We start from the raw sequence: 23,291 nt of genomic DNA, 5'->3' as shown, positions 1-23,291 counted from the left end.
CATTAAGGGGGAGTATGGATGCTTTTCCTTTATATAACGCTCTTGTAGAATCCGAGATTTTGTAAAATACCTTTCACTCAAAAACGGATGCCTATACGTTATCGAATTGCTAGAAGAATACAATTTTAAATATGCTGTTCTGTCGACTATTATTCCGTTAGATTGCCAACACCTAACCTAGCTCACATTTCAATGCCTCATAAAATACAAATACAACAATGCATTAACCAAACGTAAATATCCGTTTTTTGTATCGTTTTTTCATCTCATATACACGCTATGAAAATCAATAATAAAACACATTTATGACATCCAGTTAAAACCTCTAGACACCTGATACAACAGCGTCAGTTTAAGGTTTTCTTAGGTTAAATTTCGTTCGATACAAATCCCAATATGTCTAGCTAAGCCACATGACTTCCTTCTTGCCATATATAGACTTGGCATTCTTTAGACTGCTTTGCCATATAAAGTGCGGTGTCAGCTTTAGCCAGAGCTTCTGTGATAGAACACCCTCCATTTATCAGTGCCCCACCAATCGATAAGTCAATTGATGTTGAATTTTCTGCGCCCACGTTGTTTGATGAAAGCTCAGTTAAACGTTTCGATAGTGCTAACAGACTGTTATAGCTCTCACTTCTGATTACGATAAGAAATTCATTATCGGCCCAGCGGCCAGCAGAATCATATTCTCTTATTGCCACTAATCGGTCAATATTAGCTTGCCCATAAAGGATTCCCTTGGTTAGTTTTTCGATAAAGCGCATCACCTCCCCGATTTCAGAATGTGGTTTATAGGTAAATTGAATGGGGTTGTCTTGAGTGCGGTACTGGTGTGCTACCTTAACAAGGTGAGCGAAAGGACGTAAAAAGGTTAGCTCAATGACCAGCCAAATGGTGAGCAAAAATCCAACAAGCGTTAAGAGTAAAACACAGTAAAGTAACGTGACATTCGTCGATGCCAGCAAGCTATCCATATTAATAAAGGTAACCTCAAACCAATTCAGTGGCTTAATGTAGTTGATTGAAACCAAGGACTTACTGTCATTGTAGTCAACCAGTAGTGCGTTTGGCTCTGCTCCATTTTTTTGGGCGTTGATAGCCTGCACAACGTGAACATAATCATTAGGATCTTGGATAAAAACCGACAGTGGTTTACCTTGAACTTTGCTTTTGAAATCGTCAGAAAATTGAATATTTGCATCTCTAATGAACTATACATTTAGTAACTCATCCACAAACAAGGTATCACTCCCAATCGCATTCTCACGGAAGAGCCCGTCCATAAATGGTTCTAATGACAAACCGGTTCCGACCATGCCGAGAAACTGACCATTTTTAATGATTGACTGGTTGATCCATAATTTAGTTATACCTAAATGATGATCGTGATTGATGTTGACACCAAATGGTGCTGCTCGCTATTTATGCTTAAAATACCACTGATCTTCAGCTTGCTCTGGATTCAAATGATAACGCAGCAAACTCGCTGACTCGCGTATATTCTCCGTTGAATTAAAGTAGTAAGCTAAATTTGAATCCAGAGCAACTGCCAGCGAAACTGTTCTAATGTATCTGTAGCTACGTCAATATGGACTGAATCTTCGGCATTTTCCGCCCATGTAATGATATGGGGATGCAAAGAAACCTGACGAACCAGTTCAACTTCTCTAATGATAGGGTCTAGCGTGTTTTTTGAACGGTAATGATTAACGACTTGGGAGTATTGATGCAATAGGCCAATTGAAAACGCTGCAAATGTGTTTTAACCAAACTCCACCCTACCACAATAAGTAGTAATGAAATCAAAGAAAAAACCACTAAGAACTTTCTTCTAATAATCACCTCTGGCCAATCTGATTAATTTTCAACCTATCACTAACCATTTGACATCAGAATGTCAAAAAAATGACTACATTTTTTAATAATTGAAACAGCTCAAATAATCAAAGCAAGTAAATAAGGCAGCTCAAAAGCTGCCTTATTTTGGTAACGGTTTACACCATCACTATTTCTTTGAGTTTTTTCTCTTATCTGTCACTTCCCACTGTCCATTTTCATACAATGCAGTCCAACCCGATGGCTTACCATCAGTCTCAGTACGTACATAGTGCTCTTTAGACTTACGACTAAAGCGCACAACGGCTGGAAGACCATCCGGGTCATGGGTTGGAGCTGTGGTTAGATATTGATACTTATCTGTTATGCGATCTTTAAATCGAACTAACTCTTCAACTAATGGCGCACGAGTTTCGCGAGATTTAGGGAAATTACTGGCAGCAAAGAACAAGCCAGCAGCACCATCACGCAATACAAAATAAGCATCTGAATTTTCACAAGCAAGCTCAGGGAAATGAACTGGGTCTTCTTTCGGTGGTGCCACTTCACCGCTTTTCAAGATCTTGCGCGTATTCTTACAGTCTTCGCTAGTACAATCCATATACTTACCGAAACGACCATTTTTGAGTACCATATCAGAACCACACTTGTCACACTCAACTACTGGGCCATCATAACCTTTTACTTTGAATTCACCATACTCAACGATATAGCCTTCACAATTCGGGTTATTACCACAAACGTGCATTTTCCGCTTATCGTCAATTAAGTACGCATCCATCGCCGTTTCACAGATTGGGCAGCGTTTCTTAGCGCGTAGCGCTGCTGTTTCTACGTCTTCTTCCAGAACGTTGATAACACCATCTTCGTCACCAAGGTTAATGGTTGTCTTACAGCGCTCTTTTGGTGGTAATGCATAACCTGAGCAACCCAAGAATACACCTGTCGAAGCGGTACGAATCCCCATTGGTCGTGAACATGTTGGACACTGAATATCCGTCATCACGATATGGTTAGGTCGCATACCACCTTGCTCTTCATCTAACTCTGCAGCTTCTAAGTCAGTGGTGAAATCATTAAAAAAGTTATCAAGTAAATCTTTCCAATTTGCTGAACCTACCGCTATTTGGTCAAGTTTTTCTTCCATGCGGGCGGTAAAATCATAGTTCATCAAATCATTAAAGCTGGCGTCAAGACGGTCGGTGACAATCTCTCCCATCTTCTCTGCATAGAAACGGCGCTGTTCTACTTTCACATAGCCACGATCTTGAATTGTTGAAATGATCGATGCATAAGTCGATGGTCGACCAATACCACGTTTCTCAAGTTCTTTTACCAAGGCAGCTTCAGTGTAACGTGCCGGTGGTTTAGTGAAATGCTGTTTTGGATCGAGCACTTGCAATGCTAGTGTATCCCCGACCTTCACTGGCGGTAAGATCTGGTCTTCATTCTTACCCATTGGACGTTGAACACGCGTCCAACCATCAAACTTAAGAATGCGTCCTTTAGCTTTAAGCGTAAAATCAGCAGCCTTAACACTCACCGTGGTTGAATCATATTGTGCTGGCGTCATCTGACAAGCCACAAACTGATTCCAAATCAAGGCGTATAATTTATGAGCATCCGCTTCCATACCTTGTAGATCATCAGTTTTGACATCCACGCTAGATGGGCGAATCGCTTCGTGCGCCTCTTGAGCGCCTTGTTTGCTTCCGTAAACCGGTGGATTTTCTGGCAGATAAGCTTGTCCAAACTCATTGCCAATATAACTACGCACAGCCTCTACCGCTTCACCACTCAAATTCGTCGAATCGGTACGCATGTAGGTAATATAACCCCCTTCATACAGTCGCTGCGCTAGCATCATGGTTTTCTTAACACCATAACCTAAGCGTGTGCTCGCCGCCTGCTGGAGTGTCGAAGTGATAAAGGGAGCTGAAGGTTTACTGCTTGTTGGACGATCTTCACGCTTACAAACCTCGTAAGCTGCTTTTTCTAAGATAGCGACAGCCGCTTTGGTTTCCGCTTCGTTGACAGGTTTGAAAGCAATACCGTCTTTCTGGGCAACAATTAAGCGAAAATCTGTTTTGTCTTGTGTCTTTGTGTCAGCGTGAATATCCCAAAATTCTTCAGGGATAAAAGCATTGATTTCGCGTTCACGTTCAACCAGTAGTTTTACTGCAACGGACTGAACTCGACCTGCCGACAAACCACGAGAGACCTTTTTCCACAACAACGGAGACACCATAAAACCCACAACGCGGTCCAAAAATCGTCGAGCTTGTTGTGCGTTGACACCATCCATATTCAACTCACCTGGAGTCTCAAATGCTTGCTGGATAGCGTTTTTTGTAATTTCGTTAAACACCACTCGTTTATATCGCTGTTCATCGCCACCGATGATCTCACGAAGGTGCCAAGCGATGGCTTCTCCTTCGCGATCCAAATCGGTTGCGAGATAAACGTAATCAGCATCTTTGGCTAGTTTTTGCAGCTCAGAGACAACTTTTTCTTTCCCTGGCAAAATTTGATAATTAGCTTCCCAACCATTATAGGGATCGATACCCATCTTCTTAATCAGAGAATTACGATCTTTTTCGCTTTTTAAACGTGCTTTTTCTTCAGCACTCAAATTCTTAGTAGAAGTAGGTGCTGCTTTCTTTGCGGTACTTTGACCGGCAGTAGGAAGATCACGGACATGTCCAACGCTCGATTTAACAACAAAATCTTTACCAAGATATTTGTTGATCGTCTTAGCCTTAGCTGGCGACTCCACTATAACGAGTGATTTACCCATAATTGACTCAAATGTCCTTAATCACTATGCGATCAGTAAATCGCATGACGTTCTAAAATATTGCTTCTTTTTTTACTATCGAGCCAGTTAACAAGAAGATCAACATGTTTTTGAAAAAATAAAACTCAACTGTTCGACAATTCACCAAAACACGTTCACCATTTGTGTGCTGGCGTTGCGCTATTACCGCCTACTCATCCAAATGCAAAGCCGTGAAACACCCCTAAATAATTCAGGCCTACTTACAATGGCTATTGCATTGTTTATACCCAAACAACTTGAAGTTGCAGGTAGGCGGCAAGTGAGTTCATCCCCATGAGCATATATAAACTATGTGATTGGGGTGAGCGAATGTAGCCAACACCGCTGCAACTTCAAATAGGAAGGGTATAGCTAGTTCAAGATTTCATGCTACAGATTGCGCGCACATACTAAAGTGAGTGCTGCGGGTTCGCGAACTTAAACTGACAAAATATGCAATAAATCACAAATTCTCATGTTTTGAGAAAAAACGATTACTACACGAGCGCTTTAAGCAAGTAGTAATACTGATATTTTTCCACGATTTTCTATTTAAGATCATTGAAATTAACTCGCTTTTTGCGGCACTATCCCGTTGCAAATCCACTCATAAGGCATTCAACATGAGCGACAAACAATCTATCGCCGAATTTGATTTACTACTTATCGCCAATCAGATCATTCAACAACATGATAGTTACATTGAGGGAATGAGAGCTGAAAGTGTAGAAGAGAAAGATGGGGTACTGGTATTTAAAGGCAATTATTTTTTAGATAACAACGGGCTGCCTACTGCCAATACAACGGCGGTGTTTAATATGTTTAAGTACCTAGCGCTGAATCTATCGAAAGAATTTACACTGGCTAAATAAGCTAGACCATAAAAAATAAATACAAAGCCTCAAAAGAGGCTTTGTGGAAAATACAGTTAGTGACTTAAACCCGAAAATTTATCAAAGTAATCAGGGAAAGTTTTAGACGTACACTTAGGATCGTTAATCGTCACTGGCGTATCGCTCAGAGCGACCAACGAAAAACACATTGCCATGCGGTGGTCATCATAAGTATCAATCGCGGCATGCGTTAACAACGTTGGTGGTGTGATAATGATGTAGTCCTCACCCTCTTCAACTTCAGCACCAACCTTACGTAATTCGGTGGCCATAGCAGCAAGGCGATCCGTCTCTTTAACACGCCAGTTGTACACATTACGAATTGCGGTGGTACCTTGAGCAAAGAGTGCCGTTGTCGCAATAGTCATTGCTGCGTCAGGAATATGGTTAAAATCCAAATCAACGGCGTTTAATTGGCCGCGACGCGCAATTACATAATCGTCTCCCCACTCGATCTCCGCTCCCATTTTTTCTAAGGCATCAGCGAATTGAATATCGCCTTGAATACTGTTTTTACCAATACCCGTCACCTTGATTTCACCGCCTCGAATCGCAGCCGCGGCAAGAAAATAAGAAGCCGAAGAAGCATCACCTTCCACCAAAAATTGCCCTGGAGATTGATACATTTGTCCGGCAGGAATGACAAACTGTTGGTAGTTATTATTGACAACTTGAACACCAAATTGCGCCATAATGTGCAGTGTAATATCAATATATGGTTTTGATACTAGCTCACCTACGATATTAATGGTGACTTCACCTTCGGCAAGTGGTGCTGACATTAAAAATGCGGTCAAAAACTGGCTAGAAATAGAGCCATCAATGGCCACGCTACCCGCCTTTAAACTAGTAGCGGTAATTTTAAGTGGAGGAAAGTGCTCGTTCTCTAAATAGTCTATTTGTGCACCTGCTTCCCGTAATGCATCGACTAAATGACCAATTGGACGCTCTTTCATACGCGGCTCGCCCGTTAAAACAAACTCCCCTTGTCCTAAGCATAATGCGGCCGCTAAAGGACGCATTGCCGTTCCCGCATTGCCTAAAAATAGTTCGGTTAACTGAGAAACGCTAAATGGCTTACCTAAGCCTTCCACTTCACAGACGGTTTTATCCTCAGATAATCGATAAACCACCCCTAATTTGGTCAAAGCATTTAGCATATGTCGAATATCATCACTATCGAGCAAATTCGTTAGCGTGGTGGTGCCTTTGGCAAGAGCGGCTAGCAAGAGCGCTCGGTTTGATACACTTTTAGAACCGGGTAAGTTGACTTCCCCATTCATTTTTTTAATTGGTTTTAAGGTAAGGCTTTCCATTAATGTTGTGTTTCCTTGCATCCCCCAAAGTCTTCCTGCGCACTTTGAGACGATGAAAATTCTTCGTACTTGCAGCCTATCTAAAAATAAAAGTGAACTCCAGCATAAATATGCTCTTTTCGACCTTCTGATAAATCACGATAAGTGGACCAATCAAACTCATGAATAAGCTCAGCAATTAAAGCTAACTGCCAATGATTAATTGGCCAAACGGCAATTTGACGTTGAGGCTAAAATCATCACAAAATCTCCCCCCCACCGGCAACCATTGGCAAACCATCAAAAAATCAATACTATTCTGACCAAACATCCCCATTTTACTTCCCTTAACAGGTGTCGGATTTAGCATGACCATTTATCTTCCTCAACTGGAACTTGATGACTTCTCGTTTCCCTCACCTTATGAAGCCTTGCAAGAACCAAACGGCCTACTCGCATTTGGTGGTGACTTACAACCACAACGTATATACAGTGCATATCGACAAGGTATTTTCCCTTGGTATGGACCGGGAGAACCCATTCTTTGGTGGAGCCCCTCACCCCGTGCAGTGTTTGACCCAAAATCCTTTACGCCAGCAAGAAGCGTAAAAAAATTCCAGAAAAAACATAACTATAAAATCAGCATCAATCACGCAACGCAAGACGTCATCACCCAATGTGCCAAGTTGAGACCCGCAGATCAAACATGGTTAAATTCAGACATGAGAAAATCGTATCTTGAGCTGTCGAAATTAGGACTCTGTCATTCGGTTGAGGTATGGGATGACTCAGAATTGATCGGCGGTTTGTATGGAATACAAGTGGGGCGACTATTTTGTGGCGAGTCGATGTTTAGTATCAAAACAAACGCATCGAAAATTGCACTTTGGTATTTTTGCCAACATTTTCAGTCACATGGTGGTCAATTGATAGATTGCCAAGTCATGAATCCCCACTTACTTTCTTTGGGGGCTGTCGAATTACAACGCGACGACTTTCTTAAATCCTTGCTATCTTTTAGAGATGAGTCTTTGGACAAATGCTGCTTTATTCCCCAATGGCTTACCTTATCAAGTGAGGGATAACCATGAGTTCGGAACTACACCAAATACGTATTGGTTTAACCAACAACCACCCTTGTAGTTATTTAGAAGATCGACAAGAACGAGTGGCTGTGGCACTCGACCCAAGTATGCAATCTCCAGATAATTATGAAGTTTTATTGGCTAATGGCTTTCGTCGCAGTGGTGATACCATTTATAAGCCTCATTGTGAAAGCTGCAATTCATGTCAGGCATTGCGTGTATCGGTTAACGAATTTAGTGTTTCAAATAGCCAAAAACGCCTGTTGAAAAAAGCGTACTCTTATCGATGGCAACTCAAAACAGAAATGGATGAAGGCTGGTTCACCCTTTATTCTCGTTATATTGAAGCAAGGCATCGTGATGGCAGCATGTTTCCACCTAAAGACGCCGAATTTAAACAGTTTTCGAGTTGTGAGTGGCTCAATACTCAATATCTGCATATCTACCAAGAAAATAAATTAGTAGCTATTGCAGTGACTGATATTCTCAGGCACAGTGCCAGCGCTTTTTATACCTTTTACGACCCAAACGCGGATATATCCTTAGGTACACTAGGCGTTCTATTTCAACTTCAATATTGTCAATCAACCGGTAAGCAGTGGTTATATCTGGGTTATCAAATTGATGAATGTCCGGCGATGAACTACAAAGTACGCTTTCAACGCCATCAAAAGCTAGTAAATCAACGTTGGCAAGGGTAGAATACCGCCCAACTTTACATATTTATATTTTAACGGCAGAATGCGTCCGTTAAAAATCGCCAAGTTTCTAAAGAGGATTAAATGGCTAAAGAAGACGTAATTGAGATGCAAGGCACTGTCCTTGATACTCTTCCAAACACAATGTTCCGTGTTGAGCTAGAAAACGGTCACGTAGTTACAGCTCACATCTCTGGTAAAATGCGTAAGAACTACATTCGTATTCTTACTGGTGACAAAGTAACTGTTGAGATGACTCCATACGACCTATCTAAAGGCCGCATCGTCTTCCGTGCTCGTTAATCGCTGATTTTCGAACACAACAAAAAACGGAGCTAATTGCTCCGTTTTTTGTTGTCTATCAATAGGAAAGCATTGCTACTTTCCTAAAGACTATGCCGCATTAGTGCACCGCTTCCTCACGTGAACCAATGTATTCAAACTTGAGTTCATCACCCTCAAAATCGACTTTAACGGTACCACCTTCAACCAATGAGCCAAACAACAGTTCATTAGCTAGAGGTTTTTTCAATTTATCTTGAATCACACGCCCCATTGGACGAGCACCCATCTCCTTGTCGTAACCCAAGGTTGCTAACCAATGACGAGCATCTTCTGAAACCTCCAAAGAGACGCCTCTCGCATCGAGTTGTGCTTGCAGCTCAACAATAAACTTATCAACCACCTGGTGAATCACACGCTCATCTAAGCTATTAAACCAGATGATGTTATCTAGACGGTTACGAAATTCTGGGGTGAAGACTTTCTTAATTTCAGCCATGGCATCGAAACTGTTGTCTTGCTGAATCAAGCCAATGGATTTTTTCACCGTTTCCGCTACACCAGCGTTGGTCGTCATCACTAAAATGACATTACGAAAATCTGCTTTGCGTCCATTGTTATCTGTCAGCGTGCCATTATCCATTACTTGTAATAGCAAGTTAAAGATATCTGGGTGCGCTTTTTCAATCTCATCCAACAACACCACTGAATGAGGATGTTTAATCACCGCATCCGTTAACAGTCCGCCTTGGTCATAGCCAACGTAACCCGGAGGTGCGCCAATCAATCGGCTAACTGAATGGCGTTCACCATATTCAGACATATCAAAACGCAATAGTTCGATACCCAATAGTTTAGACAACTGAACCGTCACTTCTGTTTTACCAACCCCAGTCGGGCCTGCAAACAAAAACGAACCAACCGGTTTGTTCTCGGCTCCAAGACCTGCACGGGATAGCTTGATCGCTTCACTCAAAACATCAATAGCAGGATCTTGACCAAAAACCAGCATTTTCATTTTTTGATCAAGGTTTTGCAGAGTATCTTTATCAGAAGAGGATACGGATTTCTCTGGAATACGCGCCATTCTCGCCACCATAGCTTCGATGTCTGCGACACCGACCGTTTTCTTACGACGACTTGCAGGAGCCAGTCTGGAACGTGCACCTGCTTCATCAATAACGTCAATCGCCTTATCTGGTAAATGACGTTCATTAATGTATTTAGCCGAGAGCTCTACCGCTGCGCGTAATGCCTTATTGGTATAACGAACTTCATGGTGTGCTTCGTATTTGGGCTTCAAGCCCATCAAGATTTTAGTGGTATCGTCCAGTGATGGTTCCACCACATCAATTTTTTGGAATCGACGAGACAAAGCACGTTCTTTCTCAAAAATATTGTTGTACTCCTGATACGTCGTTGAACCAATACAACGCAACTTGCCACTACTGAGTAATGGTTTAATTAAGTTAGCCGCATCAACTTGGCCACCAGAAGCAGCCCCCGCACCAATAATCGTGTGGATTTCATCGATAAAGAGTATCGCATCTTCTTCTTTTTCAAGCTGTTTTAATATGGTTTTAAAACGCTTTTCAAAATCACCGCGATATTTTGTTCCTGCTAAAAGTGAACCGATATCCAAAGAGTAAATAATACTATTTTGAATAATCTCAGGCACCTGCCCTTCAACTATTCTCCAAGCAAGACCTTCAGCAATCGCCGTTTTACCGACACCGGCTTCACCCACTAGCAATGGGTTATTTTTGCGACGACGACAAAGCACTTGAATGGTACGTTCAAGTTCTTTATCTCGACCAATCAGTGGATCAATCAAACCTTGTTTTGCAAGCTGGTTTAAATTACTGGCAAAACTTTCTAAACGTTCATCAGAACCAACCTCTTCGGCAGCTTCACTGCCAAATGATTCTGAAGATGCCGAATCTTCACCATTGGCTCCAGACGTTTTTGTAATGCCATGTGAAATGTAATTCACAATATCTAAACGGCTGATATCGTTTTTCTTCAATAGATAAGCTGCGTGAGATTCTTGCTCGCTAAAAATCGCGACTAATACATTCGCCCCGGTGACTTCATTGCGACCAGATGATTGAACATGAAACACAGCTCGTTGAAGGACACGTTGAAAACTGAGTGTTGGTTGAGTTTCTCGACTTTCGTCCCTTTCGGGAATAAGAGGAGTCGTTTGATCGATAAAAATATCAAGCTCTTGCCGCAACGCATCCAAATCCGCTTGACAGGCTAATAATGCCTCTCTGGCTGCATCATTTTCTAATAATGCAAGTAGGAGGTGCTCGACGGTCATGAATTCATGTCTTTTGTCTCGCGCTCGAGCGAACGCGCCGTTTAGACTCGACTCTAGTTCTTTATTAAGCATAAGTACCTCCTTAAGGATCTACTTTGTCGTGCAAGCAAATGATTAAGCTTGCTCCATAGTACAAAGTAGTGGATGCTCATTTTCCTTTGAGTACAAAGTAACTTGCGCTACCTTGGTCTCTGCAATTTCAGCACTGTATGTGCCACAAACTGCTTTCCCTTCATAATGTACCTTGAGCATGACTTGCGTTGCTTTTTCAATATCTAATGAGAAAAATCGCTCAAGGATTTCAATCACAAAGTCCATCGGCGTGTAATCGTCATTGTTAAGGATTACGTTGTACATTGCCGGTGGCTTAATGGCTGTCTTCTCACGCTCCAGAAGATCTGAGTCTGGAGTCACCCATTCAAAATTTTTACTCATGATGACCGCATTTAGAGTGTTTCTCTACTTAGAGTATTCTCTGCATAGTGTAATCGTTGTGCCTCTCAGTAACTGTTTTGCCATTCACATCAGTAAATGTTTTCGACACAGTTGAAAAACAACCCTTAGTTAAAGACTAATGCAGCAATTGTATCGCTGCAAATAAAACATTGCTATTCAGATCGAGCCTAGATGTAATTGGCTAAAATTACAGCAGAAATACAGCATCTATATTAAAAATTTATGGACTCACCCTGTTTTTGTTCGTTACGAAAATGTAATGCTTAAAAGTGATTTGTTTGCAAATATCTCGATTATTATACATTTTGCCTATTGACTGAGCGAAACCATTGGCTACATTGGTCAATTAGTGACTAAAAATTTGGCAGCGTCTGAATTGATATTCACTGATAGAGTCACATTTTTGGATAGGTGTCTCGTCAATAACATCGGTAACTAAAATGCAATTAAGGATGTAAAGCATGGCTACAGGTACAGTTAAATGGTTTAACAACGCAAAAGGATTTGGGTTTATCTGCCCAGAAGGTGAAGATTCCGATATTTTTGCTCATTACTCAACAATTCAAATGGAAGGCTATCGCACGCTTAAAGCGGGGCAACAAGTTTCTTATGAAGTTGAAGAAGGCCCTAAAGGATATCACGCTAGCGCTGTTGTTCCCATTGAAGGTCAACTCGAAAAATAATCGCTGCCAATAAGTGTATTTGATTAAAAAACCCGCCAGTTGGCGGGTTTTGTTGATTGTGGATTCGCGTTATGCACCAATAATGTCATTCAACGTTTTACTTGGACGCATTAAGGCCGACGCTTTTTCAAACACTGGCAAATAATAACCACCAAGGTCACCCGCAATACCCTGAGCTTCGTTTAGCTCAGCAATAATCGCTTGTTCGTTTGCCACCAGCTTCTCCGCAATTGGAGCAAATTCTGCTGCTAATTCAGCATCATCACTTTGCTGAGCCAAAGCCTCCGCCCAATAAGTCGCCAAATAATAGTGACTACCGCGGTTATCTAACTCGCGCACTCTGCGAGAAGGCGACTTATTCATATCTAAAAATTTACCTGTCGCTTTATCTAGAGCGTCAGCAAGAACTTTTGCTTTTGTATTACCAGTTACGATACCCAAATGCTCTAAAGAAGCTGCTAATGCTAAAAACTCACCCAAAGAATCCCAGCGTAAATGGTTCTCTTTTTCCACTTGCTGTACGTGTTTTGGAGCAGAACCACCAGCGCCTGTTTCAAATAAGCCACCACCGTTCATTAAAGGAACGATAGACAACATTTTTGCTGATGTTCCTAACTCTAGAATCGGGAAAAGATCCGTTAAGTAATCGCGCAACACATTACCGGTTACAGAGATGGTATCCTTGCCCTCTTTAAGGCGCACAAGCGTAAACTGTGTTGCTTCTACAGGTGACAAAATTTGAATATCTAAGCCTGATGTATCGTGGTCAGCTAGGTAAAGTTTTACTTTTTTAATTAGCTCACGATCGTGTGCACGCTGCTCATCAAGCCAGAAAATAGCTGGAACTCCCGTCGCACGGGCACGAGTCACTGCTAATTTCACCCAATCTTGAATTGGTGCATCTTTAACCTGACACATGCGGAAGATATCACCCTCTTCTACACTTTGTTCAAGTAAAACCTTACCTGAAGTATCCACTACGCGTACAGAACCTGCGGCATCAAGAATAAATGTCTTATCATGAGAGCCGTATTCTTCTGCCTTTTGAGCCATCAAACCAACGTTTGGCACACTGCCCATGGTCGTTGGATCAAACGCGCCATGCTGCTTACAAAAATCAATAACGGTTTGATAAACACCAGCATAGCAGCGGTCTGGAATCATCGCTTTAGTATCTTTTTGCTTACCGTCTGGTCCCCACATTTGACCTGAAGAACGCAACATAGCAGGCATAGAAGCATCGACAATAATATCGCTTGGTACGTGCAAGTTGGTAATACCACGATCAGAATCTACCATCGCAAGCGGTGGTTGTGTTGCGTAAACGGCCTCAATTGCTGCTTCAATTTCTTCTTTCTGTGCTTGAGGAAGGGATTGGATTTTCGTGTAAACATCACCTAACCCATTGTTTACATCCACGCCTAAGCTGTCAAAAAGATCACCATATTTTGCAAATACGTCTTGGTAGTAAACTTTAACCGCATGACCAAAAATAACCGGATCAGACACTTTCATCATGGTTGCTTTCATATGCAAAGAAAGCAATACATCTTGTTGTTTAGCTGTTGCAATTTCTTTCTCAAAAAACTCAACCAAGGCGATTTTGCTTAACACTGAAGCATCAATAATTTCTTTATCTAACAGTGCAAAGTCTTTCTTTAGAACTTTAGTTGTACCATCATTACCAACAAACTCGATCTTAACTTGCGTATCACCCTTGATGGTGACCGACTTCTCTGTACCAAAGAAATCTTTTTCTTTCATGCTTGAAACATGCGACTTAGATTGCGCAGACCAAGCTCCCATTGAATGTGGGTTTTTCTTAGCGTAATTTTTTACTGAAAGTGGCGCACGACGGTCTGAGTTGCCTTCACGCAACACTGGGTTTACTGCACTGCCTTTAATTTTATCGTAAGTTGCTTTAATGGCTTCTTCTTCGTAAGTACTTGGCTCTTCAGGATAGTTTGGCAGAGCGTACCCTTTCGCCTGCAGTTCTTTAATCGCTGCTTTGAGTTGAGGTACTGATGCTGAAATGTTTGGCAGCTTAATAATATTTGCTTCTGGCTTGGTCGCCAGTTCGCCTAGCTCAGCCAATGCATCGCCAATACGCTGTTCTTCTTTTAAATGCTCAGGGAAGCTAGCAATGATACGCCCTGCCAGTGAGATATCTCGAGTATCAACATTGATGCCTGACGATGCGGTAAAAGATTGAATAATCGGCAACAATGAATACGTTGCTAATGCTGGTGCTTCGTCAGTAATGGTATAGATAATTGTAGGCTTTTCTGTAGGCATGAAATTTCCCTATTTTTTACTCACAGCGTTACTGGATAAAATAACGCTGTATGAATGTCTGCGTCTAACTGGTAGTGCATCCACATAGCTAGATCACGATCGTGTTACTTTTTTGAATATTGCATCGAATTTCGTTGAGCATGATTCGATTTTGCTCGCTGAGTGAAAGTCTCCGCTTCACTCATTGACAATAATAACCAAATGAAAATCGAGTGACTTCAGTATAATTAAACAAAACGGAGATAATAGTCTATTATCTTGTGCATCAATCCGCTTTTTTGGCGCGCAAATGATAGCCTAAATCCAAAGTTCAGAAAACTTTCAAACACAGTTCATTTACATTTTTGCAAGGTAGTTAACATGTCATCCCGCTTGCGCAGTGATTTCTCCTCTTCATCTCGATCTTCTCGTTCTTCTAATTTAAAACAGCGTGGCCAGCAAAAAAGGCGTCCGGTGGCTGCAAAAGCACCCGCAGATCACACTAAAAAACGTGTTTCAATTTCCGAACGCAAAATCATTATCTTCAACAAACCTTACGATACCTTGAGCCAGTTTACCGATGGCGAAGGTCGCAAAACACTCGCTGATTTCATCCCGGTTAAAGATGTCTATGCCGCAGGGCGATTAGATAGAGACAGCGAGGGATTAATGGTTTTAACCAATGATGGGATCTTGCAGGCTAAATTAACCCAGCCGCAATCGAAATCGCCAAAGACATACTGGGTACAAGTGGAAGGAGAACCTCTGCAAGCTGACTTAGATAAACTGCGTAATGGTGTAGAGCTAAAAGATGGGATGACCCTCCCCGCCGTTGTGGAAGTCATAGAACAGCCGCAGCTTTGGGAGCGTAATCCTCCAGTTCGTTTTCGCGCTAATATCCCTACTACATGGCTTGCTATCACCATAATCGAAGGCAGAAACCGTCAAGTAAGGCGAATGACCGCCAATATTGGCTTTCCGACTTTGCGGCTCATTCGCTATTCATTGGGAGAAATGACCTTGGGCGATTTACAGCCCGGCGAATGGAAAGAAATTACTCTATAAATCTTTTCAAACAAAAAATGAAGCCTCTTGTCATAAGAGGCTTTAATTCGTTATTTATGGCGTTCTTTAAGCTTATTTATCACATCACTGAGCGATAATCCTTGGTCTTGCAGCAGTACTAACAAGTGATAGAGCAAATCTGCTGATTCACACACTAATTCCGCCTTATCGCCCGACGTCGCCGCAAGCGCAACTTCAACACCTTCTTCGCCCACTTTCTGCGAAATACGCTTGGTTCCCCGAGCGTAAAGGCTGGCAGTATAAGAGGAGTCTGGGTCGGCACTCTTGCGGGCAGCCAATAGCTGCTCAAGTTGATGAAGCCACACCATTTGTGACTCTTCTTGTGTGTCCGCATCCCAGCAGGTTGTCGTACCGGTGTGGCACGTTGGCCCAATAGGATCCACTTTCACCAGCAGCGTATCGTTATCGCAATCAAGAGCCATATTCTTCAGTTGCAATACATTGCCTGAAGTTTCACCTTTGGTCCAAAGGCGCTGTTTAGTTCGTGAGAAGAAAGTCACCTGCCCTGTTTGCGCGGTTTTTTGCAGCGCCTCCTGGTTCATGTAACCCATCATCAATACTTGGCTAGACTGAAAGTCTTGCACTATAGCCGGTACTAAGCCTTCGACTTTGTCCCAATCAATACGTTCAGAAAGTGCTGCTGCACTCGATACTTCAAAACTCATCGTCTTACCTCTACACCTTCTGCTTTCAAATACTGCTTCAATTCACCAATGTTGATGATCTGCTTATGGAATACTGATGCCGCGAGCGCACCGTCGACATTCGTTTGCTGATAAGCTTGCGCAAAATGCTCCATTGCACCAGCACCACCCGATGCTATCAAAGGTACGCGACACACTTCACGCACCATCTGTAATTGCTCTAAATCATAGCCATTACGCACACCATCTTGGTTCATCATGTTCAACACGATTTCACCTGCACCACGGTTTTGTACTTCTTGTACCCAATCTCGGGTTTCCCACTTTGTTGCTTTGGTGCGAGCTTCATCGCCAGTAAATTGATAAACTTGGTACTTACCAGTTTCTTTATCGAAGTAAGAATCAATGCCAACTACGATGCACTGCACGCCAAATTTATCAGCTAAATCGGTGATCAGCTGTGGGTTAGCTAATGCTGGGGAATTGATGGAAACCTTATCAGCACCAAACTCTAAAATACGAGCGGCATCTTCAGCCGACTTAATACCACCAGCCACACAAAATGGAATATCAATCACTTCAGCAACGCGTGCAACCCAACTTTTATCAACGACTCGACCATCACTTGAGGCGGTAATATCATAAAACACCAACTCGTCTGCGCCTTCTTCGGCATACCGTTTAGCTAGCGGTACGATATCACCAATAATTTCGTGGTTGCGAAACTGAACCCCTTTCACCACTTGTCCATCACGAACATCCAAACAAGGGATTATGCGTTTTGCCAACATGCGAATGCCTCCTCTGCGGTGAACTTGCCATCGAGTAAGGCTCTACCGACGATCACACCAGCAACGCCACTACCTTTTAGCGCTTCAATATCGGCCAAACTGCCGATACCACCCGATGATTGGAATTGCACTTGTGGGTATTGCTTGCACAAATCTACATACAACTCAACGTTTGAGCCAGTTAATGTGCCATCACGGGAGATATCGGTACACAATACGTGTGTCAAACCCACCGTCAGATAATCATCGATCAGGGCTTCAATCGTTACACCTGAATCTTCTTGCCAACCTGAAATGGCCACTTTACGTGTACCGTTTTGATCAATGTTGATATCAAGCGCTAGCACAATTTTTTCTGCGCCATATTTTTCCATCCAACCTTTGACCAATTCAGGTTGTTTTACTGCGGTAGAACCAACTACGACGCGTTGCGCTCCCGCGGCTAATAAATCAACCACATCTTGCTCATTTCTTACTCCACCACCAATTTGGATATTGGCAGGAGTGCTTGCAAGTAATTTGGCAATCAGATCAAGCTGACGTGCTGACGTGTCTTTTGCTCCAGTCAAATCGACAAGGTGCAGCCAGTTGGCTCCGGCTTGGTGGTAGAGGTTAAATTGCTCTGCAGGGTCGACCTTATATTCGGTGACTTGGCCATAATCGCCTTGAAACAAGCGAACGACTTGGCCTTCAATTAAATCTAATGCTGGAATAATCATGTGTAATTCCCTTTATAATTCCAAGAAGTTCTTAATCAACGTTGAACCTGCTTTTGATGAGCGTTCTGGATGAAACTGCACGCCATAATAGTTACCGCTTTGCAGCGCGGCAGTAAAAGGTTTGCCGTATTCACATGCTGCAATGGTGTACTCACCAACTGGCATAGCAAAACTGTGTACGAAGTAGAAATACTCATCCTCTTCGATACCTTTAAACAGCGGGTGCCCAGCTTTGGCGCTGACCGTATTCCACCCCATATGCGGCAGCGGTAAATCTCCGGTATCCATTAAGCGAACTTCACCATCACACAAACCTAAGCATTCCACTATCTCATTGGCTTTTTGACCTTTTTCTTCGGATAATTTGCCTAACAGTTGCATCCCCAAACAGATGCCGAGTAACGGCTTTTCAACTTGCTTAACCAAAGCGATCAAGTCTCGCTCTTGCAAGTTTTTCATCGCTTCGCTTGCTGTTCCTACCCCTGGCAAAAAGAGTTTGTCTGCGGCTAGCACTACACTTGGTTGTTTTGATATAGTGACAGGGTAACCTAAACGTTCAATAGCAAACTTAACCGAAGAGACATTGGCGCACCCCGTATCGATGATAACAATTTTTTGTTTTTCACTGGCTAACGACATTAAAGCACCCCTTTACTGCTAGGAAGTTCATTGCCTTCTACTCTAATCGCTTGGCGTAACGTACGGCCAAAGGCTTTAAACAAGCTTTCAATAATGTGGTGATCATTCTCACCAGTTGAAGAGAGATGCAGCGTGCACGCTAAAGTGTCCGTCAGTGAGCGGAAAAAGTGATACACCATTTCTGTAGAGAGGTCCCCGACTTGTTCACGACTGAATGTTGCATCAAATTTGAGGTAAGGACGCCCTGACAGATCGAGCGCACACTGTGCCAAACATTCATCCATTGGTAATGAGAAACCAAAACGACCAATTCCACGTTTGTCACCTAGCGCATCTTTTAAGGCTTGTCCTAGCGCCAAAGCGGTATCTTCAACCGTGTGGTGATCATCGATGTGTAGATCACCATTAACACTCAATTTAAGTTGGAAGCCACCGTGGGTTGCTATTTGATCAAGCATATGGTCAAAAAAGCCCAATCCGGTTTCAATTTTGTTGTTACCACTTTCATCCAAATTCACCGCAACCTTAATGTCAGTTTCCTTGGTAGTACGTACTACTTCCGCAGTGCGAGCGTTGACCGTTAACGCTTTTAAAATCTCACGCCAGCCCATGGTTTGCGGGTGATATTGAATGCCACGAATCGCCATATTTTCAGCAAGTTGAAGATCCGTGGTGCGGTCGCCAATCACAACCGATTGTTGAAAATCTACCTTACCCGCTTGCAGGTATTCTTTCACCATACCCAATTTAGGCTTACGACAAGTGCAGTTATCTTTTTCGAAATGTGGACAGATCAGCACATCATCAAATTTAACGCCTTGTGATTCAAACACATCCATCATCATATTATGTGGTGCATCAAAATCATCCTGCGGGTAGCTATCGGTACCTAACCCGTCTTGGTTTGTCACCATTACCAGTCTATACCCTGCCTCTTGCAGAGCCAGTAAACTTGGGATGACATAAGGTTCGAATTTGAGTTTATCTAAGCGATCCACTTGAAAGTCGATCGGCGGCTCAACAATTAAGGTGCCATCTCGATCAATAAAGAGAATTTTTTGCTGCTTGCTCACGGGAATATCCTTTTCTATTGACCTATAACGTTTTATTCATCGTCATAGGCTTATTGTTTATTATTTCTCTGTCGCAACGTGTTTTTATACAAAGTGGCGACTAGTTATACCCAATAGGTTATTGGTAATAATTACGAATAAACGCGAGCGTTTTTTCACACTCTTCTCGATTACCCACACTGATTCTGACGCAGTCTTGGATCGGTGAATTTCGCAAGATAATCCCGTGCTCCCAGGCGGCTTTAAATAGCGCATCACCGTCTGGGAATTTCACCAGTAAATAGTTACCCCAACCTTCATAGACGGTCAAATTAGGCACCATATACAAACCAGCCTGTAGATATGCACGATTCGCATTGAGATCCAACACTTGGAATTTAGCGCGAGCAAGACCAGCTTCAGACAGTGCCTGAATCGCTATTTCAGCGACAGGAACTGGCACAGGGTAAGGAGCAATCACTTTTTGTAATACGTCGATCAATTCTTTATTGGCTAAGGTAAAACCACAACGCAATCCAGCCAGTGCAAATGCTTTAGATAAGGTGCGCAAAATTGCCAAATTCGGATATTTCGCTAATAAATCAACGGTCGATGCCTCTGGACAAAAATCAATATATGCTTCATCCATCACCACAATCGCGCGATCTTTTGTCATCTCCAATAGCGAAATGATGTCGTTACGCTCAACCAAATTACCAGTTGGGTTATTTGGACTACAAACAAAAACGAGCTTCACATTATCCAAATTGGCAGTAATCGCATCCAAGTCAAGCTGCCACTCGTCTGTCAAAGGGACAACTTTACGCTCGACACCAATGGTCTCTGCGCTAATCGCATACATACCGTAAGTCGGTGGACAGTATAAAATCGCGTCTTCGTTAGGTTCACAAAAAGCGCGGATCAACAGCTCGATACCTTCATCAGCACCACGTGAAGTGAGTACTTGTTCAGGTTTTACTCCCGCATAAGCCGCATAAGCGTCAATCATTGCTTTAGGTTGGCAATCGCTATAACGATTCAAGCGTGCGAAGTCTGTTTTGTATTCATTATTGAATGGAGATTCATTAGCGTTAAGCCAAACATCTCCTGTGCCACCAATACGGCGAGCTGACAGGTAAGGTTTTAATGCCTGAATCTGTTTACGAGCCAATTTTTCCATGATCATTTCACCTTCTGCAATTTTTCGACTCGAATGGTTACCGCACGTTTATGGGCATCCAAACCTTCAGCTTCAGCCATCGTTACAACCGTTGGTGCAAGCAGTTGAAGCCCATCAGCGCTAAGTTCTTGCACTGTCATTCGCTTACTAAAGTCGGCCAGACCAAGGCTAGAATAAGTGCGTGTGTAACCGTAGGTTGGCAGCACATGGTTTGTACCTGAGGCGTAATCACCTGCCGATTCTGGCGACCAATCACCTAAGAAAATTGAGCCGGCATTATCAAGTAATGGCAACAACTCACGCGGGTTACGTGTTTGAACAATTAAGTGCTCAGGACCGTAATAGTTAGAGATAGAAACCGCTTGAGTTAATGATTCGGCAATTATGATCAAACTTGAAGCAAGCGCCTTTTCTGCGATAGCAGCACGTGACAGCTCTTTTAGCTGCTTTTGTACCGCATCGGTGACTTGGTCTGCGATTACTGGCGATGGTGTTACCAGTACCACTTGAGAGTCGGGACCATGCTCGGCTTGGCTAAGTAAGTCTGCGGCAATAAAATCGGCATCGGCCGTTTCATCAGCAATCACAAGCACTTCTGAAGGACCCGCTGGCATATCAATGGCTGCACCACGAAAATCATTACTCACTTGGCGCTTTGCTTCTGTCACGTAGGCATTACCGGGGCCGAATATTTTGTCTACTTTAGAGACCGACTCTGTTCCATAGGCCATTGCTGCAATCGCTTGACCGCCACCAACGTTATACACTTCATCGATATTGCATAACTTAGCAACATAGAGGATCTCATCCGCAATCGGTGGCGGTGAACAAAGCACGACTTTTCGACAACCTGCGATTTGAGCAGGAACGCCCAGCATCAAAACCGTAGAAGGAAGTGGTGCGCTGCCACCTGGAATGTATAATCCGACAGTATTGATAGGACGCGTTACTTGCTCACAGACGACACCTGGTTGCGTTTCGACTTTGATTGGCTGTGGGCGCTGCGCTTTGTGAAACTTAGCAATATTGGCATAGGCTTGCTCTAATGCTTGCTTCATTTTGTCAGACAAGCGCTCTGAAGCGGCATCTATCTCTTCGCTCGACACTCGAATTGAGCTCGGTTTTACACGGTCAAACTTCTCTGTTAGCTCCAATAATGCCGCATCACCGTCGGCTTTCACTTTAGCGATCACCTCATTCACTGCAGCGGTAATGTTTACACCTTCAGCAATGGCTGGACGCTCCAAAATCGAATCTTGTTGAGTTTCACTCAATGATTGCCAAACAACTGTTCTCATCGTGGTTACTCCATCATCTTATCGATAGGTAGCACTAGAATGGAGCTTGCACCTAGCGCTTTAAGACGCTCCATCGTTTCCCAAAATAAATTCTCAGTGCTCACGACATGAACTGCCACGCGGTTTTTCTCTGCAGACAGAGGAAGAACCGTCGGGTCCTCAGCGCCAGGAAGAAGATCTTTGATTGCTTCTAATTGATCAACAGGAGCATGTAGCATGATGTATTTCGATTCTTTGGCTTGAATCACGCCTTGCATACGCGTCAGTAAACGCGCGATCAGTGCTTGTTTGTCTTCCGTGAATTCACCTTGACGTTGAATAAGTGTCGCTTTAGATTGGAAAATCACCTCGGCTTCTTTAAGACCATTAGCTTCTAATGTCGCACCAGTTGAAACCAAGTCTGCAATCGCGTCAGCCAAGCCAGCGCGAGGAGCGACTTCAACTGAGCCTGTTAGCACACAGGTACTGAAATCAATGCCCTGCTTGTCCATATAGGCTTTCAGAAGTTGTGGGTAAGTCGTGGCAATGCGTTTGCCGGCTAAATCTTGAGGGCCGTTATATTGCTCATCCTTATTAATCGCAATAGATAAACGACAACCACCAAAATCAAGGCGACGTAGTGGTACAAATTCGCTTGGCTTGTTTTGTGATAGACGCTCTAAACGAACCTCTTCTAATTCGTTTTCACCGATAAAACCCAGATCAACGACACCGTCCATTACCAATCCTGGAATATCGTCATCACGTACAAGTAACAAATCAATTGGCATATTCATTGAGTGAACCACTAAACGCTCACCCATGATGTTAAATTTCACACCACATTTTTTCAGTAAGTCTTGGCACTCTTTACTCAAGCGACCTTTTTTCTGGATTGCGATTCTTAAGCGTTGTATTTGCATGACGATTTCCCTATGTACAATTTATTGAATTTATTTGAATTTTAATTAAGCCGAAAATGAAAAAACCCTCGGGAGATTTGTGGTCTCCCGAGGGTTTTAATCTAAATGCTTTGACTTAACCACCGAGAGTTTCCTGCCTCCCGGGTATGCGTACACCTCCCCGAAAGATTATTTAGGGTGATGATGGTGATGAATGTTCATTACAAAATTACGCATACTTATGAGCCCTTGATTGGCTTACTGTCTTGCATCCACACTAACTAAGCCAGTCTGTTTTTTCAACCAAAAATTTAGTTTTTTTTCATCTTTCGTAAAAATGCTAGTTAACGCATTA

21 protein-coding genes and 1 other annotated feature are annotated in these 23,291 nt (G+C 42.8%); of the genes, 6 read left to right on the top strand and 15 right to left on the bottom strand.

Annotated features, from left to right (window positions below; genetic code table 11):
- Window positions 1-404 precede the first annotated feature (404 nt).
- The gene (locus AACW06_RS03990; RefSeq protein ID WP_192074087.1) at window positions 405-1,109 is read right to left on the bottom strand and encodes a diguanylate cyclase domain-containing protein; all 705 of its coding nucleotides are present in this window, start codon (window positions 1,107-1,109) and stop codon (window positions 405-407) included.
- A gap of 899 nt (window positions 1,110-2,008) precedes the next feature.
- Entirely contained in the window at window positions 2,009-4,636 is a 2,628-nt protein-coding gene (gene topA, locus AACW06_RS03985) for a type I DNA topoisomerase (protein ID WP_192074086.1), read from the bottom strand.
- Between the two features lie 644 nt (window positions 4,637-5,280).
- On the opposite strand from topA, the gene AACW06_RS03980 reads away from it, so the two are divergent.
- A complete protein-coding gene (locus AACW06_RS03980) occupies window positions 5,281-5,529 on the top strand; it encodes a YciN family protein (protein WP_192074085.1) in 249 nt (82 codons plus the stop codon).
- Between the two features lie 56 nt (window positions 5,530-5,585).
- Here AACW06_RS03980 and aroA read toward each other — a convergent pair whose 3' ends face one another.
- Complete coding sequence (gene aroA, locus AACW06_RS03975) at window positions 5,586-6,866, bottom strand: 3-phosphoshikimate 1-carboxyvinyltransferase (RefSeq protein ID WP_192074084.1); 1,281 nt, start codon at window positions 6,864-6,866, stop codon at window positions 5,586-5,588.
- Between the two features lie 184 nt (window positions 6,867-7,050).
- Window positions 7,051-7,221 (bottom strand): hypothetical protein, encoded by a 171-nt coding sequence (locus AACW06_RS03970; RefSeq protein WP_192074083.1) that lies wholly within the window; start codon window positions 7,219-7,221, stop codon window positions 7,051-7,053.
- Here AACW06_RS03970 and aat point away from each other — a divergent pair.
- From aat to infA, 3 genes are all read left to right on the top strand, one after another.
- On the top strand, window positions 7,214-7,930 hold the full coding sequence (gene aat, locus AACW06_RS03965; protein ID WP_171980019.1) for a leucyl/phenylalanyl-tRNA--protein transferase: 717 nt from the start codon (window positions 7,214-7,216) through the stop codon (window positions 7,928-7,930). The genes AACW06_RS03970 and aat overlap by 8 nt on opposite strands.
- A 2-nt stretch (window positions 7,931-7,932) precedes the next feature.
- Window positions 7,933-8,631 (top strand): arginyltransferase, encoded by a 699-nt coding sequence (locus AACW06_RS03960; RefSeq protein ID WP_192074082.1) that lies wholly within the window; start codon window positions 7,933-7,935, stop codon window positions 8,629-8,631.
- Window positions 8,632-8,712: 81 nt separating this feature from the next.
- Window positions 8,713-8,931, top strand: a complete 219-nt coding sequence (gene infA / locus AACW06_RS03955; RefSeq protein WP_001040192.1) for a translation initiation factor IF-1 — start codon at window positions 8,713-8,715, stop codon at window positions 8,929-8,931.
- A gap of 100 nt (window positions 8,932-9,031) precedes the next feature.
- Here infA and clpA read toward each other — a convergent pair whose 3' ends face one another.
- Both clpA and clpS read right to left on the bottom strand, forming a co-directional pair.
- Complete coding sequence (clpA, locus tag AACW06_RS03950; protein WP_192074081.1) at window positions 9,032-11,305, bottom strand: ATP-dependent Clp protease ATP-binding subunit ClpA; 2,274 nt, start codon at window positions 11,303-11,305, stop codon at window positions 9,032-9,034.
- Window positions 11,306-11,347: 42 nt separating this feature from the next.
- Entirely contained in the window at window positions 11,348-11,668 is a 321-nt protein-coding gene (gene clpS, locus AACW06_RS03945; RefSeq protein ID WP_053309989.1) for an ATP-dependent Clp protease adapter ClpS, read from the bottom strand.
- Between the two features lie 482 nt (window positions 11,669-12,150).
- Here clpS and cspD point away from each other — a divergent pair, with 482 nt between their 5' ends.
- The gene (gene cspD / locus AACW06_RS03940) at window positions 12,151-12,372 is read left to right on the top strand and encodes a cold shock domain-containing protein CspD (RefSeq protein WP_192074080.1); all 222 of its coding nucleotides are present in this window, start codon (window positions 12,151-12,153) and stop codon (window positions 12,370-12,372) included.
- Window positions 12,373-12,441: 69 nt separating this feature from the next.
- On the opposite strand, the gene AACW06_RS03935 is transcribed toward cspD, so the two are convergent.
- Window positions 12,442-14,667, bottom strand: a complete 2,226-nt coding sequence (locus AACW06_RS03935) for an NADP-dependent isocitrate dehydrogenase (protein ID WP_192074079.1) — start codon at window positions 14,665-14,667, stop codon at window positions 12,442-12,444.
- Between the two features lie 360 nt (window positions 14,668-15,027).
- Between AACW06_RS03935 and AACW06_RS03930 the strand changes: the two genes are divergently transcribed.
- Window positions 15,028-15,711 carry a pseudouridine synthase gene (locus AACW06_RS03930; RefSeq protein WP_192074078.1) on the top strand — a complete coding sequence of 228 codons (684 nt, stop codon included), beginning with the start codon at window positions 15,028-15,030 and terminating at the stop codon, window positions 15,709-15,711.
- 50 nt (window positions 15,712-15,761) lie between these two features.
- Here AACW06_RS03930 and hisIE read toward each other — a convergent pair whose 3' ends face one another.
- The 8 genes from hisIE to hisG form a co-directional block, all read right to left on the bottom strand.
- Complete coding sequence (hisIE, locus tag AACW06_RS03925) at window positions 15,762-16,397, bottom strand: bifunctional phosphoribosyl-AMP cyclohydrolase/phosphoribosyl-ATP diphosphatase HisIE (RefSeq protein ID WP_172532136.1); 636 nt, start codon at window positions 16,395-16,397, stop codon at window positions 15,762-15,764.
- Complete coding sequence (gene hisF / locus AACW06_RS03920; RefSeq protein ID WP_053309994.1) at window positions 16,394-17,167, bottom strand: imidazole glycerol phosphate synthase subunit HisF; 774 nt, start codon at window positions 17,165-17,167, stop codon at window positions 16,394-16,396. The genes hisIE and hisF overlap by 4 nt, the downstream gene beginning before the upstream one ends.
- Window positions 17,149-17,886 (bottom strand): 1-(5-phosphoribosyl)-5-[(5-phosphoribosylamino)methylideneamino]imidazole-4-carboxamide isomerase, encoded by a 738-nt coding sequence (gene hisA, locus AACW06_RS03915; protein WP_168780609.1) that lies wholly within the window; start codon window positions 17,884-17,886, stop codon window positions 17,149-17,151. Before hisA ends, hisF begins: the two co-directional genes overlap by 19 nt.
- A gap of 12 nt (window positions 17,887-17,898) precedes the next feature.
- Complete coding sequence (gene hisH / locus AACW06_RS03910) at window positions 17,899-18,525, bottom strand: imidazole glycerol phosphate synthase subunit HisH (RefSeq protein WP_192074077.1); 627 nt, start codon at window positions 18,523-18,525, stop codon at window positions 17,899-17,901.
- On the bottom strand, window positions 18,525-19,598 hold the full coding sequence (hisB, locus tag AACW06_RS03905) for a bifunctional histidinol-phosphatase/imidazoleglycerol-phosphate dehydratase HisB (protein ID WP_192074076.1): 1,074 nt from the start codon (window positions 19,596-19,598) through the stop codon (window positions 18,525-18,527). The genes hisH and hisB overlap by 1 nt, the downstream gene beginning before the upstream one ends.
- Window positions 19,599-19,716: 118 nt before the next feature.
- Entirely contained in the window at window positions 19,717-20,757 is a 1,041-nt protein-coding gene (gene hisC / locus AACW06_RS03900; RefSeq protein ID WP_053309998.1) for a histidinol-phosphate transaminase, read from the bottom strand.
- A gap of 2 nt (window positions 20,758-20,759) precedes the next feature.
- Window positions 20,760-22,055, bottom strand: coding sequence for a histidinol dehydrogenase (gene hisD, locus AACW06_RS03895; RefSeq protein WP_053309999.1), 1,296 nt, complete (start codon window positions 22,053-22,055; stop codon window positions 20,760-20,762).
- A 5-nt stretch (window positions 22,056-22,060) separates the two neighbouring features.
- Window positions 22,061-22,957, bottom strand: coding sequence for an ATP phosphoribosyltransferase (gene hisG / locus AACW06_RS03890; RefSeq protein WP_192074075.1), 897 nt, complete (start codon window positions 22,955-22,957; stop codon window positions 22,061-22,063).
- A 56-nt stretch (window positions 22,958-23,013) separates the two neighbouring features.
- Window positions 23,014-23,150 (bottom strand) — a sequence feature (His leader region).
- Window positions 23,151-23,291: the final 141 nt, after the last annotated feature.

The organism is Vibrio sp. S12_S33, assembly GCF_963889785.1.
Taxonomy (GTDB): Bacteria; Pseudomonadota; Gammaproteobacteria; order Enterobacterales; family Vibrionaceae; genus Vibrio; species Vibrio aestuarianus.
Note: the sequence above shows the minus strand (reverse complement) of the source record. Positions and strands in the feature narration are given on the sequence as shown.

Bases quoted from the DNA above. Each gene is read 5' to 3' on its own strand.
- topA (WP_192074086.1), bottom strand. From the start codon at position 4,636: ATGGGTAAATCACTCGTTATAGTGGAGTCGCCAGCTAAGGCTAAGACG.
- AACW06_RS03980 (WP_192074085.1), top strand. From the start codon at position 5,281: ATGAGCGACAAACAATCTATCGCCGAATTTGATTTACTACTTATCGCC.
- aroA (WP_192074084.1), bottom strand. From the start codon at position 6,866: ATGGAAAGCCTTACCTTAAAACCAATTAAAAAAATGAATGGGGAAGTC.
- aat (WP_171980019.1), top strand. From the start codon at position 7,214: ATGACCATTTATCTTCCTCAACTGGAACTTGATGACTTCTCGTTTCCC.
- AACW06_RS03970 (WP_192074083.1), bottom strand. From the start codon at position 7,221: ATGGTCATGCTAAATCCGACACCTGTTAAGGGAAGTAAAATGGGGATG.
- AACW06_RS03960 (WP_192074082.1), top strand. From the start codon at position 7,933: ATGAGTTCGGAACTACACCAAATACGTATTGGTTTAACCAACAACCAC.
- infA (WP_001040192.1), top strand. From the start codon at position 8,713: ATGGCTAAAGAAGACGTAATTGAGATGCAAGGCACTGTCCTTGATACT.
- clpA (WP_192074081.1), bottom strand. From the start codon at position 11,305: ATGCTTAATAAAGAACTAGAGTCGAGTCTAAACGGCGCGTTCGCTCGA.
- clpS (WP_053309989.1), bottom strand. From the start codon at position 11,668: ATGAGTAAAAATTTTGAATGGGTGACTCCAGACTCAGATCTTCTGGAG.
- cspD (WP_192074080.1), top strand. From the start codon at position 12,151: ATGGCTACAGGTACAGTTAAATGGTTTAACAACGCAAAAGGATTTGGG.
- AACW06_RS03935 (WP_192074079.1), bottom strand. From the start codon at position 14,667: ATGCCTACAGAAAAGCCTACAATTATCTATACCATTACTGACGAAGCA.
- AACW06_RS03930 (WP_192074078.1), top strand. From the start codon at position 15,028: ATGTCATCCCGCTTGCGCAGTGATTTCTCCTCTTCATCTCGATCTTCT.
- hisIE (WP_172532136.1), bottom strand. From the start codon at position 16,397: ATGAGTTTTGAAGTATCGAGTGCAGCAGCACTTTCTGAACGTATTGAT.
- hisF (WP_053309994.1), bottom strand. From the start codon at position 17,167: ATGTTGGCAAAACGCATAATCCCTTGTTTGGATGTTCGTGATGGACAA.
- hisA (WP_168780609.1), bottom strand. From the start codon at position 17,886: ATGATTATTCCAGCATTAGATTTAATTGAAGGCCAAGTCGTTCGCTTG.
- hisH (WP_192074077.1), bottom strand. From the start codon at position 18,525: ATGTCGTTAGCCAGTGAAAAACAAAAAATTGTTATCATCGATACGGGG.
- hisC (WP_053309998.1), bottom strand. From the start codon at position 20,757: ATGGAAAAATTGGCTCGTAAACAGATTCAGGCATTAAAACCTTACCTG.
- hisD (WP_053309999.1), bottom strand. From the start codon at position 22,055: ATGAGAACAGTTGTTTGGCAATCATTGAGTGAAACTCAACAAGATTCG.
- hisG (WP_192074075.1), bottom strand. From the start codon at position 22,957: ATGCAAATACAACGCTTAAGAATCGCAATCCAGAAAAAAGGTCGCTTG.